Source organism: Microbispora bryophytorum (assembly GCF_006874465.1).
Taxonomy (GTDB): Bacteria; Actinomycetota; Actinomycetes; order Streptosporangiales; family Streptosporangiaceae; genus Microbispora; species Microbispora bryophytorum.
Genome location: NZ_VIRL01000007.1, coordinates 185,587 through 201,296 on the forward strand (window position 1 = coordinate 185,587; position 15,710 = coordinate 201,296).

Genomic DNA, 15,710 nt, shown 5'->3' on the forward strand with positions numbered 1-15,710 from the left:
GGTCGCGCCGTCAGGCCCGTGCCGCGAGGACGGCCTCCGCGAGCGCCCGCGCGGCCAGGGCGGGACGGGCGCCGGGCCGGGTGACGGCGTGGGCGAGCACACCGTCGATGAGCACGAGGAGCTGGTCGGCGCCCGCGTCGGCGGCGGGGTGCCCGTGGCGGGTCAGTTCCGCCGCCATCAGCCGGTGCAGTCCCTCCTTGAAGGCCCGCACCTCCGCGTGCGCCGGATGCCCGGGGTCGGTGAGCGTGAGCTCGGCCGCGGTGTAACGGCACCCGCGGAACGACGACTGCGAGGTGATGGCGTCGAGCTCGTCGAACACGGCCAGCACCCGCTCGCGCGGGTCGTCCCCGGCCTCATCCATGACACGGCGGTAGCGGTCCAGGTTGTCGTCGCTGCGCAGCACCTCGGCCACGAGGCCGTCCTTGCCGCCGAAGTGCTGGTAGAGCGACCGTCTGGCGACATCGGCCTGCTTGAGGATCGCGTCGACGCCCACCTGAACGCCCTGGCTGTAGGTGAGCTCCCTGGCGGCGTCGAGCAGCCGCTCGCGGGGGCCGGGTCTCGTCGTCACGGGACGATTCTGGCACGCGCTTGACAGTAGATCAATCGGTCTATCTAATTGGGCGGCGTATACCGATCGTTCTATCTACCTCAGGAGTGCCAATGGCCCGCGCCGGGACTCTCCCCACCGTGCTGACCGGCGTTTTCGTCGCCATCCTCGATTTCTTCATCGTCAATGTGGCCATCCCCACCATGCAGCGGGACCTGCACGCCGGGCCGGCCGCGATCGAATGGGTGGTCGCCGGATACGCCCTGGCGTACGGCTCGGGGCTGATCCTGGGCGGACGCCTCGGCGACGTGTTCGGCCGGCGGCGGATGTTCGCCCTGGGCCTCGCCCTGTTCACGCTCGCGTCGGTCGCCTGCGGACTGGCCCCCGACGCGGGTTCGCTGGTGGCCGCCCGCGTCGTCCAGGGGGCCGCGGCCGCCGTCCTCGCCCCGCAGGTGCTCGCCGTCATCCGCACCGCCTACAGCGGCGCCGCCCAGGCCAGAGCCGTCAACGCGTACGCGCTGACCATGGGGCTGGCGGCGGTGTTCGGCCAGCTCGTCGGGGGCCTGCTCATCCAGGCCGACCTGTTCGGGCTCGGCTGGCGCGCCTGCTTCCTGATCAACCTGCCGATCGGCGCCGCCGCTCTGGCCGCTACCTGGCGGGTGATCCCGGAGAGCCGCGCGGCCGGTGCCGTACGGCTCGACCTCGGCGGGGCCGCCCTGGTCACGCTCGCGCTGGCGGCCACGCTGCTGCCGCTGATCGAGGGCCGTGAGCAGGGATGGCCGGTGTGGACCTGGGTGTCGTTCGCCCTTGCCGTCGCACTGCTGCTGGCCTACGCCCGGCGGCGGCACGATTCACCGCTGATCGACCTCACTCTGTTCCGCGAGCGCGCCGTCACTGCGGGGCTGCTCACCAACCTCGCGTTCTCCATGGGTATGGCGGCGTACTTCTTGATCTTCGCCATGTACTCCCAGGAGGGCCGGGGCCTGGACGCCCTGCACGCCGGCCTGGTCTTCACGCCGATCGGTGCGGGCTACCTCGCGGCGTCGCTGGCGGCGCCGCGCCTGGCCGCGCGCTTCGGCCGCCAGATCATCGCGTTCGGCGGCCTGACCAGGGCCGTCAGCCTGGCCGTCCTGCTGGTCGCGGTCGCACAGAACGCGCCGATCGGCTGGCTGGTGCCCGTGCTGGCCGTCGACGGCGCCGGCATGGGGCTGGTGCTGTCGCCCATCATGGGCACCGTCCTGTCGAGGGTCGCCCCACACCACGCCGGCGGCGCCGCGGGCGCCCTCACCACCGCCCAGCAGGTCGGCGGCGCGCTGGGCGTCGGCATCATCGGCATCGTCTTCTACGGCGCCCTGTCCGGCGGCGTCACCGTGGCGTTCCAGCACGGGCTCGTCTACCTCATCGTCATCACCCTGGCCATCGCCGCTCTCGTCCAGTGGCTCCCCCGCGCCAGAGCCGCGGCCTGACCGTTGTTCCGAAGGAGAATCATGAACGACCTCAACGACCTGGCCCGCCGCTACGTCGCCGTGTGGAACGAGCCCGACGCCGCCGTACGCCGCGAGATGATCGCCCAGCTGTTCGCCCCCGACGCCGCCCACTACACCCCGTCCGTGGAGGCCCACGGCCACGCGCAACTGGAGGTGCGCATCGCCACGTCGTACGACAAGTGGGTCGAGCCGGGCACGTACGTCTTCCGGGCCGTGGAGAACGCGAACGGCCACCACGACGCGGTCCGCTTCAACTGGGAGATGGTGCGGACCGCCTCCGGCGAGGTGGACTCGGTCGGGTTCGACTTCCTCACGCTCGGCGAGGACGGCCGGATCAGGACCGACCACCAGTTCATCGAGAGCTGACCCCGCGCCCGGCCCTCGCGTACGGACCACCCCTGCGGGCGGCGTTCGTCTCGGCGGCGACCGCGCCGTCCGGGCGACGCCGGAACGCCAGGGTCGTCACGAGGTCAGCGGGGGCGCCTTCCTGGCGGAGCCGCGATAGGTCTCCGGGTCGTACCGGCGCTCACTGTCGTCCAGCTTGGCGTTCGCGGCCTCGGCGAGGTCGACTCCCAGCGCGTCGGCCAGCCTGACCAGATACAACGTCACGTCCCCGAGCTCGGCGCGGACCCTGCGCAGGGCGTCCTCGTCGAGGTTGCGCGACTCCTCGGCGGTCAGCCACTGGAACTCGGCGACCAGCTCCCCCGCCTCACCGGCGAGGGCCATCGCCAGGTTCTTGGGCGTGTGGAACCTCTCCCAGTCCCGCACGCGTACGAACTCGCGCAGCCGGGCGGCCAGGTGCTCCAGTTCACCGCTCACGGCACCCGACCCTACTCGTGCGGCCGTACGGCGCCGTGGGTGAGGCCGTCGGCCACCAGCCTGGACAGGTCCTCACCGAGCGCCGCCGCCTCGCGCAGGGCCGACCGGAAACCGGCCAGGCGCCGGAACACCTCGCCGTATCTGCGTTGGTCCTCCATCGGCAGCACCGGCAACTCCGCACGCCGTACGTCCACCCGATAGCGCGAGGACATGGCGGTGTAGTGGCGGACGTTGGCGGACGCGCAGAGGAAACCCGCGAGGAAGTCGGGGTCGAGCACCTCGGGATCGGGCCGCAGCAGAGACAGGTAGGGGCCGAGCAGGGCGCCGCCCTTCGTCAGCACCTGCGCGACCGGGGCGGTCACGACCTGCGGCACCACGACGTCGCCAGGCCGCGTGACGATCGGTCTCGCCCCGGCGTGCTCGGAGGATCCCGTCGCGTCCCGGTCGTCGAGCACGTCCTCGACGGTGAGGACGGGCATCCCCCGAGGAGCCTCCTCTCCCGGCCGGGCCGGCGTCTGCTGCTCCACGGCGAGCATGCCGCGCCGCACCAGCTCGGGCAGCGGGACCAGGGCGAGCTCATCCGCGGGCGCAGCCGCGACGGACGGCAGCAGCCCGGCGACGGTCTCCAACAGCTCGGCGAGCCGGGACCGGGCTCCGGCGATCCGCTCCGGCGACAGGTCGTCGGCCCCCGTGGACAGGTAGCGGGCGGGGGTGAGGTCCACGTCCTCGTCGAGCAGATCGACGAGCGGGACCGACCTGCTGACGCCGGGCTCGTCCAGCTCGCGCCCCGCGCCGAACTCCCGCCACGCCCCGACGGCCACCGCGGCGTAGTCGTCCGGCCTGCCGGAGGTGTCGACCATCAGCACATGGCTCGGCGTGCCGCCCTCGGACGGCTGGCACAGGATCCACAACGTCAGGCCGACCGCCACGTTGGGCACCGCGCCCTGCGGAAGCGCGATGACCGCGCGCAACGCACCGCGCCGCAGCAGCTGGGACCTGATCCGGCGGCCCGACCTGCGGCTGGCGACGGCCGGGGGCATGAGGAGCACGGCCACGCCTCCCGGCGCGAGGTGGGCGAGCGCGTGCTGCACCCAGGCCAGCTCGGGCTCCACGCGCGGCGGCAGGCCGTACTCCCACCGGGGGTCGGCCGTCAGCTCCGCGTAGCCCCAGTTCCGGTCGTTGAAGGGGGGGTTGCACACCACGGCGTCCGCCAGCTCGCCGGGGAAGGCGTCCGCGCGCAGGGAGTCTCCCGGCCTGATCCGCGCGTTGTCGCAGCGCAGCGCGAGCCGTACGGCGGTGAGCCGGGCGGCCACCGGATCGACGTCCTGGCCGAGCAGCCGGGCCCCGGGCGCGCGCTCAAGCGCGCGGCCGAGCATGCGCCCCGAGCCGCAGGCCGGGTCGAGCACGGAGCCGAACCCGTCGCCCACGAGGTCGAGCGTGAGCGTGACGATCTCGGCGGGAGTGGAGTAGACCCGCCGGGTGTGCACCTCGAAGTACCGCTCACGCAGGAACTCGAAGGTGTCGCGAACGCCGCGTTCGGCGGCCAGCCGGGCGATGGAGCGGACCAGCGGCACCCTGGTCACCGGCACGGACTCGGGAAACGCCTCCGCGCTGACGGTCTTCGCGCACGTCGCGCGCACCCGGGCCGGAAGTCCCCGCGCCACCTCCTCGTCGGTCCCGGCCGAGAGCCTGCGCCAGTCGTCCGCCTCATGCCGCACGTACACGAGGAAGGCCCCGAGGTCGGCGATCAGGTCGGCGAGGTCGTCGTCGTCGACGGTGGTGCGCAGGTCCTGCCAGAGCCACTCGTCCGGAGGGAGGTCCCTGCCCTCGGCGTGGCCGCGCAGCCACTCCCGGATCTCCGCGAGGGAGAACGCCGGGCTGGTGGACGTGCCTCCCACGGGCTCGGGAAAGTCGTCGTGCCTGCGCCGCCAGTTGCTGACCGCCGCACGTCCCACGCCGGCCAGGCGGGCGATGTCCGCCGCGGTGACGTGTACGTCTCGCCGCACGCCGCTCCGCCTTCCGCCAGTTCTCCGATCAGACCGGACCATATCCGATGCCCCGGACATGGGCAACGTCGCACCAAGGGCTGGTTGATTGTGTCAACACATGCTCTAATGGACGCCATAAGTCATCGTGGAAGGGAGCAAGGATCGTGAGCACTCCCATCACTCGCCTCAGGTCACTTCGCCGCGGCCGCGCGATCCACCTCCTGGACATCGAGAACCTGACCGGTTCCCCCCTTCCGACCACCCACGACGTACGGCGGGTGATGGGCGCCTACCAACACAGGGTGCCGGTCGGGCCGCTGGACCAGTTCATCGTGGCGGTCAACCACAACGCGCTCGTCTCCGTGGGGATCGCGCTGCGCGGGGTGCAGTTGCTGGCCCGTTCGGGGCCGGACGGCGCCGACCACGCCCTCGACGAGGCGGCCCGCACGACCCGGGTGGACCTGCGGTTCGAGCGGGCGGTGATCGGCTCGGGCGACGGCTACTTCGCCGACCTGGCCCTCTGGCTGGCGGGCTGCGGCCTGCACGTCACCGTCGTCTCCCAGCGCACCTGCCTGAGCTGGCGGCTCTACACCGCGGTCCCCGACACCGTCACCTTCGAACTGCCCGTCCCCCAGGCCGCCTGAGGCCTACCGCTCGCCGCGGAGCCGGGGGCACCATGAGGGCATGATCGACTATTTGGTGATCGGAGCCGGGTCGGCCGGATGCGTCCTGGCCAACCGGCTCTCGGAGGATCCGGCCGTCCGCGTCCTGCTCGTCGAGGCGGGCGGCGCCGACCGCCACCCGCTCTACCACGTACCCAAGGGATTCGGAAGGCTCTTCGACGATCCGCGGAAGGTCTGGCACTACCGGACACAGCCGTTCGGTCCCGACGGGCAGGCCGAGATATGGCCGCGCGGCCGGGTTCTCGGCGGGTCGAGCTCCATCAACGGCATGGTCTACAACCGCGGCCACCGCGCCGACTACGACGAACTCCTGCGACTCGGCAACCCCGGCTGGGGCTGGGAGACGATTCTGCCGATCTTCCGGGCGATGGAGGACAACGCGCTGGGCGCCACCGCGACCCGCGGGGCGGACGGGCCGCTGCACGTGTCCCCTCCGCGCGACCCCGATCCCCTCTGCGACGAGATGATCGCATCCGGGGCCGCGCTCGGCCTGACCGCGATGCCGGACGTCAACGAGTCCGACGACGAACGCGTCGGCCACGCGATGGCGACCATCAAGGACGGGCGGCGGTTCAGCGCGGCCCGGGCCTTCCTGCATCCCGTACGCCATCGGAGCAATCTCACCGTCGTGACCGGGACGACGGTGACCGGGCTGCTGTTCGACGGCGACAAGGTCGTCGGGGTCACCGCCCGGGACGCCGGCGGCGCCACCGTCGAATATCGCGCCACCCGGGAGGTCGTCCTGTCCCTGGGCAGCCTGGGCACGGTGAAGCTGCTGCAGTCGTCCGGCATCGGCCCCGCGCAGGTGCTGCGGGCGGCCGGTGTGGAGGTCCGGCTGGACCGGCCGATGGTCGGCGCCCGCATGCGCGAGCACCGGTGCCTGGCGCTGAAGTTCCGGCTGAAGGAGGACCTCGGCTACAACCGCATGCTGTCCACGCCGCTGCGGCAGGGCGTCACCGCGCTGCGCTACCTGATGAACCGCGGGGGTCCGCTCGCCGCGCCGGCCTACGACGTGATCGCCTTCCTCAAGACCCGGCCCGAGCTGGACCGGCCGGACGCCCAACTGCTGATGGGGCCGTGGTCGGTCAGCACGTACCGGGCAGGCGAGACGGTCGCCGTCGAGCGGCAGCCCGGGGTCTCGGTCGTCGCCGAGATCCTCCGCCCGACCTCGGAGGGCAGCGTGGCCATCACCTCCGCCGACCCCGGCGCGCCGCTTCGCATCGAGCCCGACTACTTCGGTACGGAGCACGACCGGCGCGTCGGCGTCGACCTGTTCCGCCGGATGCGCGAATACTTCGCCCAGGAGCCGATCGCGGGACGGCTGGCGTCCGAGACGTTCCCCGGTCCGGGGGTCGGCTCGGACGAGGAGATCATCGACGCGGCGCTGGGCGGCGGCTACTGCGGCTACCACGCCATGGGCACCTGCGCCATGGGCCCGGGCGACGACGACGTGGTCGACGCGCGACTGCGCGTGCGCGGTCTCGACAACCTGCGGATCGTTGACTGCTCGGTGCTGCCCACCATGGTCTCCGGCAACCTGAACGGCCCCATCATGGCGATGGCCTGGCACGCCGCCGACCTCATCCTCGACAGAGCCTGACCACTCAGACCTCCGCGATGGCCAGGGAGCGGCCCGGCAGGTCGAGCACGTCGCCGGAAAGGCGGGCGGACTCGTCGGAGGCGAGCAGGATCCGCGACGCGGCCAGCCGTACGGGCACCGGGCCTTCGGCGAAGTTGGCGGCGATCCGCAGCGATCCGCGCTCGATCACCACGACGCGCCGGTCCTCGTCCACCTCGGCCCGCACCCGGTCCAGGCGCGGATCGGTGAGGTCGGGGCGCGACCGGCGCAGGGCGATGAGATCGCGATACCAGCCCAGCAGCGAGGCGTGCTCGTCCTTGGCCGTCTCCTCCCAGTCGAGCTTGGAGCTCAGGAAGGTCGTCTCCTCGCCCGGTTCGGGGGCCTTCCAGTCGTAGCCGAAGCCCTCGAACTCCTTCCTGCGCCGTTCGCCCTCGCCCTCGGCCAGGTGTGGCTCGAAATGGTCGGTGAAGAAGTAGAACGGGGTGGTCGCCCCCCACTCCTCGCCCATGAACAGCATCGGGGTGAACGGCGAGGTCAGCAGCAGCCCCGAGGCGAGGCGGAGCTGCGCGGGCCGCATGCGGTCGCCTTCGGGCCGGTTGCCGATCTGGTCGTGGTTCTGCGCGCAGCAGACGAACCGGTGCGCCGGTATCCCGGTCGCCGGCCGGCCGTGGGAGCGCCCCCGGAACGACGAGTAGGCGCCGTCGTGGAAGTAGCCGGACGTCAGCACCTTGGCCAGGGACGACAGGGTGGCGAAGTCGCCGTAGTAGGCGTTGGCCTCCCCCGTGACGTTCGCGTGGATGGCGTGGTGGACGTCGTCGTTCCAGCTCGCGTGCATGCCGAGTCCGCCGGCCTCGCGCGGGGTGACCATGCGGGGGTCGTTGAGGTCCGACTCGGCGATGAGCGTCAGCGGCCGGCCGACCGCGGCGGACAGCGCGTCGACCTCGGCCGACAGCTCCTCCAGGAAGTGGACGGCGCGCTTGTCGTGCAGGGCGTGCACGGCGTCGAGGCGCAGCCCGTCGATGTGGTAGTCGCGCAGCCACTGCAGGGCGTTGTCGATGAAGTAGCGCCGCACCCCGTCCGAGCCGGACCCGTCCAGGTTGACCGCGTCGCCCCAGTAGGACCCCTTCGCGTCGTGGAAGTAGGGTCCGAACCTGGCCAGGTAGTTGCCCGAAGGACCGAGGTGGTTGTAGACGACGTCGAGGATCACACCGAGACCGGCGCGGTGGCAGGCGTCCACCAGGTCCTTGAGCCCGTCCGGCCCGCCGTACTCCTCGAAGACCGCGTAGAGCTCCACGCCGTCGTAGCCCCAGTTGCGCTTTCCCGGCACGGGCGGCACCGGCATGATCTCGACGAAGTCGACCCCGAGATCCACCAGGTGCTCCAACCGGTCGGCCACCCCCCGGAAGGTGCCCTCGGGCGAGAACGTGCCGACGTGCAGCTCGTAGATCACCCCGCCGCGCAGGTCGCGGCCGTGCCAGCCCTGGTCCGTCCAGGCGAACCTGTCGTGGTGGTAGACGCGGCTCGGGCCGTTCACTCCGTACGGCTGCCGCCGCGTCCGGGGGTCGGGGAACGGCCCGTCGCCGTCCACGAAGAAGGCGTAGTCGAGGTCGTGCTCGTCGCCTGGGGCGGTCCACCGGCCGCCCTCGCCCCGCGTCATCTCGTGCCGGGCGCCCCCGTGCTCGACCTCGACCCGCGCCGCCTCCGGCGCCCACACCTCGAACATGCGCATATCCCCCTAGAGGACGAAGCCGTCAGCCTTCGAGAATCGCGACCGGACACGCGGACAGCAGGTCGGCCATCCGCACCTCACCCGCGTGCTCGGCGCCGGTGAGCAGGTCGCGCCAGCGCCCCTGCGGCAGCGTCATCGTGTCGCTCCCCCATCCGCCCCTGCGCTCCAGCCCGACCGGCAACCGGGTCGCGACCACGACGGCGGCCGTGCCCTGCCCGGGAACGCTCCGCGTGAACGCGACCGCGTGCTCCCCCGCCTCGATCGGCGCGTACGGCGCCTCGGGGTCGAGCCGCTGCCGCAGCCCGAGCGCGGCGGCGGTGACGCGGATCTTCTGGCCGTCCCAGCCGTCGTCGGGCTCGGCCAGCAGCCGGCGGCGCCGCTCGAAGTCCACCGGCCGGCGGTTGTCCGGGTCGACCAGCGAGAAATCGGTGATCTCGTTGCCCTGGTAGACGTCCGGAATGCCCGGCATGAGGAGCTGGACGGCCTTCTGCCCCAGCGAGTTGACCCGGGCATACCGGTCCACGACCTCGGTGAACGAGGCGACCGAGTAACCGCACGCCTCGATGGCCCGCCGGGCGAAGTCCCTGATCCCGTCCTCGTACGCCGGGTCGGGGTTCAGCCAGGAGATCGACGTCTTGGCCTCGCGCGCCGCCTTGAGCAGGTAGTCGGTGAAGCGGTCGAGGGAGATCGGCCAGGCCGCCATCAGCGACTGCCAGGCGAGGTAGTCGAGCTTGGGGTCGAACGACACGGCCGCGGCCCAGGAGTCGACGGCCATCGCCCACTCCTCGGGCAGCTCCGACAGCACAGCGAGACGGGCGCGCACGTCCTCCGACCGCTTGGTGTCGTGGGTGGACAGCGTGGTCATCGTCCGCGGCGGCAGCCCGGCGCAGAACGCGTGGAACTCGGCGGGCGACACTCCGAACCTGTCGGGCTCCCCGCCCACCTCGTTGAGGCAGGCCAGCGGATACCACCGGTAGAGCGCGGTGTCCTCCACGCCCTTGGCCATCACCGGCCCGCAGGTCTGCTGGAAGCGGGTGATCGCCTCGGGCGTGCCGTACAGGACGAGCTTGGCGGCCTTGGCGACCGCGCCGGGGTCGGTCCGGGTGGCGGCCAGCCCGGCCGCCTCCTGGACGATCGCCTCGGAGCCGGCGGACGGCTGCTCGCCCGGGTTCACGTACGCCCGGTAGACGGGCATCGCGGCCAGCAGCTCCACGACGGCCTCCCGCAGCTCCGGATCGCCGAGATCGTCGGTCAGCCGGTCGACCTCTCCCCCGAAGAACAGGTCGATGACGTGCTTCTTGGCGTCGTGCCGCACGGTCTCGTAGTCGTCGCGGACGCCGGTGTGGCGGCCGAACGTCTCGATCAGCGCGTCGCGGCCGGCCGGGTCGACGAACAGCCGGGTGATCATGTTGAGCGCGTCGTATCCGGTGGTGCCGTCGCACGGCCAGTCGGCGGGCAGCCGCTCCCCGTCGATGAGGATCTTCTCCACCCACAGCGGGCCGGGCACGTGCGGGCGCAGCCGCCGGAGGTAGCGACGGGGGTCGGCCAGGCCGTCCGGGTGGTCGACGCGCAGCCCGTGGATCACCCCCTCCTCGATGAGGCGGAAGGTGACGGCGTGGGTGGCCTCGAAGACCTCGGGATCCTCCACTCTCAGGCCCATCAGCGACGACACGTCGAAGAACCGCCGATAGCCGGGGCTCTCGCGCCAGTGGGCCAGCCGGTAGTGCTGGGCCTCCAGCAGTTCCGGCAGCGGCAGGTGCTCGGTGCCGGGCCTGATCGGGAACGCGTGGTCGTGGTAGCGCAGCACCCTGCCGTCGACGCCGTCGTCCACGCGGAGCGCCCCGTCGGCGTCGTCGCCGAGCAGCGGCAGGGTGACGGGCCACCGGAAGTCGAACCATCGGGAGGCCGGCGACCCCGGGCCGTCCCGCAGCGCCGCCCACAGCTGGGCGTTGTCCGACTCCGGCACCGGGACGGTCATGTGGTTGGGCACGATGTCGCAGATCAGCGGCATCCCCTTCGCCGCCAGCGCCCGAACGCCCTCCTCGCCGCCGAACTCCTCGCGTACGCGGCCGTGGTCGGTCACGTCGTAGCCGTGCTGGGACTCCGGGCAGGCCTGGAGGATCGGCGACAGGTAGAGGTGGCCCACCCCCAGGTCGCGGAGATATCCGACGAGGCTCGCGGCCTGGGCGAATCCGAAGTCAGGCGTCAACTGCACCCGATAGGTAGAAGTCACCGATCCGCCTTTCGCAGCGCGTTTCAGGAGGTCGTGTCCATAGTGCACATCACGGGCGCGCCCCTGCCAGCACCGCGCCGGGCAGGAGGAGCACAGAACCGGCTCCCCTCCTGCCCGGCGCGACGAGGACTAACGCCGAAGCGCACTCTATTCGGGCATCGGCGCCGGTCAGAACCCCGGCACGGGCCGGACCCTGCGCAGCACCCGCACCGACCTGCCGCTCACGGGCACGGCCTCGCCGGCCCGGCACACGCGCGACTCGCTCAGCACCGGCATCGCCGTGTCCAGCTCGGTCGCCCACAGCTCGCCGTAGTCGTCGGGGATCGTGAACTTGATGACCTCATGGTGGGCGTTGAACAGCAGCAGGAACGAGTCGTCGCCGATCCGCCGGCCGCGCCGGTCGGGCTCGGTGATGGCGTCGCCGTTCAGGAACACCGCCAGCGCCTTGGCGTAGCCGTTCGTCCAGTCGGCGTCGGCCATCTCCGTGCCGGACGGCGTGAGCCAGGCGATGTCGCTCAGCTCGTCGTGCGACCCGCGTACGGGCCGGCCGTAGAAGAAGCGGCGGCGGCGGAAGACCGGGTGGTCGCGGCGCAGCCGGGCCAGGCGCCGGGTGAAGTCGAGGAGCTGGCGCTTCTCCCTGGTGCCCGCCTCATCCCTCGCGTTGGCCTCCAGGATCGTGCCCCAGTCGACCCAGCTGATCTCGTTGTCCTGGCAGTAGGAGTTGTTGTTGCCCTGCTGGGTGCGGCCGATCTCGTCGCCGTGCGACAGCATGGGCACGCCCTGCGACAGGAACAGCGTGGCCAGGAAGTTGCGCTTCTGCCGTTCGCGGAGCTGGGAGACCGGACCGGTGGCCGGGCCCTCCACCCCGCAGTTCCAGGAGCGGTTGTCGTCCGCGCCGTCGCGGTTGTCCTCGCCGTTGGCCTTGTTGTGCTTGTCGTTGTACGACACGAGGTCCTGCAGCGTGAAACCGTCGTGGCAGGTGACGAAGTTGATCGAGGCGGCCGGCCGGCGGCTGTCGTCCTGGTAGAGGTCGCTCGACCCGGTGAGGCGGCTGGCGAACTCCGGCAGCGCGGCGGGCTCTCCCCGCCACAGGTCGCGGATCGTGTCGCGGTAGCGGCCGTTCCACTCGGTCCAGCGGGCCGGGAAGTTGCCGACCTGGTAGCCGCCGGGCCCGACGTCCCACGGCTCGGCGATGAGCTTGACCTGCGACAGCACCGGGTCCTGCTGGACGAGGTCGAAGAACGCGCTCAGCCGGTCGACCTCGTGCAGCTCACGGGCGAGGGAGGCCGCGAGGTCGAAGCGGAAGCCGTCCACGTGCATGTCGCGCACCCAGTAGCGCAGCGAGTCCATGATCAGCTGAAGTGCGTGCGGGCTGCGCATCAGCAGGCTGTTGCCGGTGCCGGTGGTGTCCATGTAGTAGCGCCGGTCGTCTTCGACCAGCCGGTAGTAGTTGGCGTTGTCGATGCCCCGCATGGACAGGGTGGGGCCCAGGTGGTTGCCCTCCGACGTGTGGTTGTAGACGACGTCGAGGATCACCTCGATGCCCGCCTCGTGCAGCGCCTTCACCATCGCCTTGAACTCCAGCACCTGCCCGCCGCGCTGCCCCGAGCTGGAGTACGCGTTGTGCGGCGCGAAGAAGCCGATCGTGTTGTAGCCCCAGTAGTTGGACAGCCCCCGCTTCTCCAGCATGTGGTCGGTCACGAACTGGTGGACCGGCATGAGCTCGATCGCGGTGACGCCGAGCGAGGTGAGGTGGTCGATGATCTCGGGGTGCCCCAGGGCGGCGTACGTGCCCCGGATCCGCTCGGGGATCTTCGGGTGGCTGATCGTGAGGCCGCGCACGTGCGCCTCGTAGAGCACCGTGTCGTGGTAGGGCGTGGCCGGCGGACGGTCGTGTCCCCATCCGAAGAACGGGTTGACGACGACCGACCTCGGCACGTACGGCGCCGAGTCGCTGTCGTCCCGGCTGTCCGGCTCGCCGAAACGGTAGCCGTACACCGCCTGGTCCCACTGCACCGAGCCCTCCACCGCCTTGGCGTACGGGTCGAGCAGCAGCTTGCTGGGGTTGCAGCGCAGGCCGTCGCCGGGCGAGTAGGGCCCGTGGACGCGGTAGCCGTACCGCTGGCCCGGCCCCACCCCGGGCAGGTAGCAGTGCCAGACGAAGCCGTCCACCTCGCTCAGCGAGACGCGCTCCTCGTTGCCGTCGTCGTCGAACAGGCACAGCTCGACGCGCTCGGCCACCTCGGAGAACAGGGCGAAGTTGGTGCCCGCTCCGTCGTACGTCGCCCCGAGCGGATAGGAATCCCCCGGCCAGATCTCCCTCACTGGACCTCCTCGCCCTCCGGCTCGGCGGTCGCGCCGGGAAGGTCCCGGAGCCCACCGGCTCTATGGTCGCGCTCGCCCACGGTCTGTACCCTTCCCGGAACTCCGCGTGCGAGATCGTGGTGCTGAGTGTCGTTCACAAGACATCGTGCCTGCCCAGAAAAGGCTTCGACAGTCTCGCCACGTTAACTGCGTGTATGGCAACGGGTTGAACCGCCCATCAACCGGCAAAGCACCGGTGACCTGGACCGACTCGCCGCGAACGGACGCGGGGGCCCACTCGGCCCGTCACTGTGCGTCCATGCCCCCCAGGCTCGGCGGACGGTCGTGTTCCGAGCTCGGCGCGGGCGCGCCGGGGGTCAGCGTCCCTCGTGGCGCTCCCGGGCGGCGACGACCTCGGGCATGCGCTCCTCCGCCCAGGCGAGGAGGGGAAGCAGGCGCTCGGCGGCCTCGCGGCCGAGCGGGGTGAGGCTGTATTCAACCCGGGGCGGGATCGTGTGCTCGGCCTCCCGCAGCACCATGCCGTCGCGTTCCAGTGCCTGGAGGGTCTGGGACAGCATCTTCTCGCTCACCCCGTCCACGCGGCGGCGCAGGGCGTTGAAGCGGTAGGGCGCCTCGTACAGGGCCGCGAGCGCCAGGATCGCCCACCGGCCGGTGACGGTCTCCAGCACGGTGCGCGAGGTGCACTTCCGTGAGAAGACGTCGGCGACGAACCCCTCGAACTCCTCCATGACCGTCAGCTTACGACGCTTGAGGTACTTTCTGATAGAAAGCACTAACCAAAGGAAAGCACTGTGGAGGAGAGACCATGATTGTCGTGACCGGAGCCACCGGGCACCTCGGCAGGCTGGTCGTCGAGGAGCTCGCCGGCCGTGTGCCCGCCTCGCGGATCGTCGCGGCGGTGCGCAGCCCGGAGAAGGCGGCCGACCTGGCCGAGCGCGGCATCCAGGTGCGCGAGGCCGACTACGACCGTCCCGCCACGCTGGGATCGGCGTTCGAGGGCGCCAGCAGGGTCCTGCTCGTCTCCGGCAGCGAGCCCGGCCGGCGGATCGACCAGCACAAGGCCGTGGTGGACGCCGCCCGGGCTGCCTGCGTCGAGCTGCTCGCCTACACGAGCATCCCGCGCGCCGACACCACTCCGCTGGGCCTCGCGCCCCACCACCAGGCGACCGAGGAGTACATCCGCGCGAGCGGGCTTGCCTTCGCCTTCCTCCGCAACGGCTGGTACCACGAGAACTACATCGCGGCGGCCCGGCAGGGCGCGCAGAGCGGCGTCATCCTGGGCAGCGCCCGCGACGGCCGCGTCGCCTCGGCGGCGCGCGCCGACTTCGCCGCCGCCGCGGCCGCCGTCCTGGCGGGTGAAGGGCACCGGAACGCGGTGTACGAGCTGACGGGCGACGTCGCCTGGAGCATGCCTGAGCTGGCCGCCGTGGTGTCCGAACTGTCCGGTGCTCCGGTCGAGTATCGGGACCTGCCCGTCGCGGAGTACGCCAAGGCACTGGAGGCGAGCGGCCTGCCCGAACCGGTCGCGGCCCTGTTCGCCCAGGTCGACGCCGGCATCGCCGACGGCTGGCTCGGCGACACCCCCGGCGACCTGTCCCGCCTCATCGGCCGGCCGACGACGCCGCTGCGCGACACCCTCGCGGAAGCCCTGAAGAACGGGTGATCACACGCCCTTGAGCAGGGCGGCACAGTGGCAGCGACAGTGGCAGCGAGGGTCAGTGGCGCGAGCCGTGGGCACGAGTACGCCGCAGCAGACGGCGACGCGGGCCGGCCGCCCGGCCGTCGGTGTGCAGCCACAGGTTGACGCCGGTCCCTCCGAGCGCCGAGGGCTCGATGCGCACCCCGCCACCCGTCGACTCGGCCAGGCGCCGGGCGATGTCGAGGCCGAGCCCGGTCGAGCCGGCCCCGCTGTTGCCCCGCCGCAGCGCCCTCTCCGGATCGGGGATGCCCGGGCCCGCGTCCGCGACGAGGACGCCCACCATGCCGCTCCCCCGATGCAGGGTGACGCGGAAGGCCGTGCCCTGCGGCGTGTGGCGGAAGACGTTGCCGAGCAACGCGTCGACCACCGCGCCCAGGTCGGCCGCGGCGACCGGCACCGGGCTGGGCTCGTCCGCGCCGACGAGCTGCCAGAGCCGCGCCTGGTCCTCGGCCAGCGCCGACCAGAAGGCGAGCCGTTCCCGCAGCACGAGCGCGGCGTCGCAGCCCGCCGGCACGGCCCGGGACGGCCTCCTGGCGGCTTCGATGATCTCGTCCACGGCCTGTTCGAGCCGGTCGATGGCGAGCCCGCGCTGCCGAGGGCCGCCGCCGCCTGCCCGAGCCT

At 71.8% G+C, this 15,710-nt stretch carries 13 protein-coding genes; 5 read left to right on the top strand and 8 right to left on the bottom strand.

Going from position 1 to position 15,710, the window contains the following annotated elements; translation table 11 throughout:
* Positions 1-10: 10 nt before the first annotated feature.
* Complete coding sequence (locus FLX07_RS16045; RefSeq protein WP_142571572.1) at positions 11-568, bottom strand: TetR/AcrR family transcriptional regulator; 558 nt, start codon at positions 566-568, stop codon at positions 11-13.
* A 92-nt stretch (positions 569-660) separates the two neighbouring features.
* Between FLX07_RS16045 and FLX07_RS16050 the strand changes: the two genes are divergently transcribed.
* Positions 661-2,013 (top strand): MFS transporter, encoded by a 1,353-nt coding sequence (locus tag FLX07_RS16050; protein WP_142571573.1) that lies wholly within the window; start codon positions 661-663, stop codon positions 2,011-2,013.
* 21 nt (positions 2,014-2,034) lie between these two features.
* A complete protein-coding gene (locus FLX07_RS16055; RefSeq protein WP_142571574.1) occupies positions 2,035-2,400 on the top strand; it encodes a nuclear transport factor 2 family protein in 366 nt (121 codons plus the stop codon).
* Between the two features lie 96 nt (positions 2,401-2,496).
* Here FLX07_RS16055 and FLX07_RS16060 read toward each other — a convergent pair whose 3' ends face one another.
* Positions 2,497-2,853, bottom strand: coding sequence for a nucleotide pyrophosphohydrolase (locus FLX07_RS16060; protein ID WP_208762231.1), 357 nt, complete (start codon positions 2,851-2,853; stop codon positions 2,497-2,499).
* A gap of 11 nt (positions 2,854-2,864) precedes the next feature.
* Positions 2,865-4,859 (bottom strand): N-6 DNA methylase, encoded by a 1,995-nt coding sequence (locus FLX07_RS16065; RefSeq protein WP_229689788.1) that lies wholly within the window; start codon positions 4,857-4,859, stop codon positions 2,865-2,867.
* Between the two features lie 146 nt (positions 4,860-5,005).
* On the opposite strand from FLX07_RS16065, the gene FLX07_RS16070 reads away from it, so the two are divergent.
* On the top strand, positions 5,006-5,485 hold the full coding sequence (locus FLX07_RS16070; RefSeq protein WP_142571576.1) for a hypothetical protein: 480 nt from the start codon (positions 5,006-5,008) through the stop codon (positions 5,483-5,485).
* A 40-nt stretch (positions 5,486-5,525) separates the two neighbouring features.
* A complete protein-coding gene (locus FLX07_RS16075; protein ID WP_142571577.1) occupies positions 5,526-7,124 on the top strand; it encodes a GMC family oxidoreductase in 1,599 nt (532 codons plus the stop codon).
* A gap of 4 nt (positions 7,125-7,128) precedes the next feature.
* On the opposite strand, the gene treZ is transcribed toward FLX07_RS16075, so the two are convergent.
* The 4 genes from treZ to FLX07_RS16095 all read right to left on the bottom strand — a co-directional run bounded on the left by treZ (position 7,129) and on the right by FLX07_RS16095 (position 14,118).
* Entirely contained in the window at positions 7,129-8,826 is a 1,698-nt protein-coding gene (gene treZ, locus FLX07_RS16080) for a malto-oligosyltrehalose trehalohydrolase (protein WP_142571578.1), read from the bottom strand.
* Positions 8,827-8,854: 28 nt separating this feature from the next.
* Positions 8,855-11,065: a malto-oligosyltrehalose synthase gene (gene treY, locus FLX07_RS16085; RefSeq protein WP_142571579.1), complete on the bottom strand. Its 2,211-nt coding sequence runs from the start codon at positions 11,063-11,065 to the stop codon at positions 8,855-8,857.
* Positions 11,066-11,233: 168 nt separating this feature from the next.
* Positions 11,234-13,390 (bottom strand): glycogen debranching protein GlgX, encoded by a 2,157-nt coding sequence (glgX, locus tag FLX07_RS16090; RefSeq protein WP_142571580.1) that lies wholly within the window; start codon positions 13,388-13,390, stop codon positions 11,234-11,236.
* 356 nt (positions 13,391-13,746) lie between these two features.
* The gene (locus tag FLX07_RS16095) at positions 13,747-14,118 is read right to left on the bottom strand and encodes a winged helix-turn-helix transcriptional regulator (RefSeq protein ID WP_142571581.1); all 372 of its coding nucleotides are present in this window, start codon (positions 14,116-14,118) and stop codon (positions 13,747-13,749) included.
* 77 nt (positions 14,119-14,195) lie between these two features.
* Between FLX07_RS16095 and FLX07_RS16100 the strand changes: the two genes are divergently transcribed.
* Complete coding sequence (locus FLX07_RS16100; protein WP_142571582.1) at positions 14,196-15,053, top strand: SDR family oxidoreductase; 858 nt, start codon at positions 14,196-14,198, stop codon at positions 15,051-15,053.
* Positions 15,054-15,105: 52 nt separating this feature from the next.
* Here the strand turns inward: FLX07_RS16100 and FLX07_RS37755 are convergent, their stop codons facing one another.
* Positions 15,106-15,645 (bottom strand): sensor histidine kinase, encoded by a 540-nt coding sequence (locus FLX07_RS37755; protein ID WP_229689789.1) that lies wholly within the window; start codon positions 15,643-15,645, stop codon positions 15,106-15,108.
* Positions 15,646-15,710 lie beyond the last annotated feature (65 nt).

Bases quoted from the DNA above. Each gene is read 5' to 3' on its own strand.
- FLX07_RS16050 (WP_142571573.1), top strand. From the start codon at position 661: ATGGCCCGCGCCGGGACTCTCCCCACCGTGCTGACCGGCGTTTTCGTC.
- FLX07_RS16055 (WP_142571574.1), top strand. From the start codon at position 2,035: ATGAACGACCTCAACGACCTGGCCCGCCGCTACGTCGCCGTGTGGAAC.
- FLX07_RS16075 (WP_142571577.1), top strand. From the start codon at position 5,526: ATGATCGACTATTTGGTGATCGGAGCCGGGTCGGCCGGATGCGTCCTG.
- treZ (WP_142571578.1), bottom strand. From the start codon at position 8,826: ATGTTCGAGGTGTGGGCGCCGGAGGCGGCGCGGGTCGAGGTCGAGCAC.
- FLX07_RS16095 (WP_142571581.1), bottom strand. From the start codon at position 14,118: ATGGAGGAGTTCGAGGGGTTCGTCGCCGACGTCTTCTCACGGAAGTGC.
- FLX07_RS16100 (WP_142571582.1), top strand. From the start codon at position 14,196: ATGATTGTCGTGACCGGAGCCACCGGGCACCTCGGCAGGCTGGTCGTC.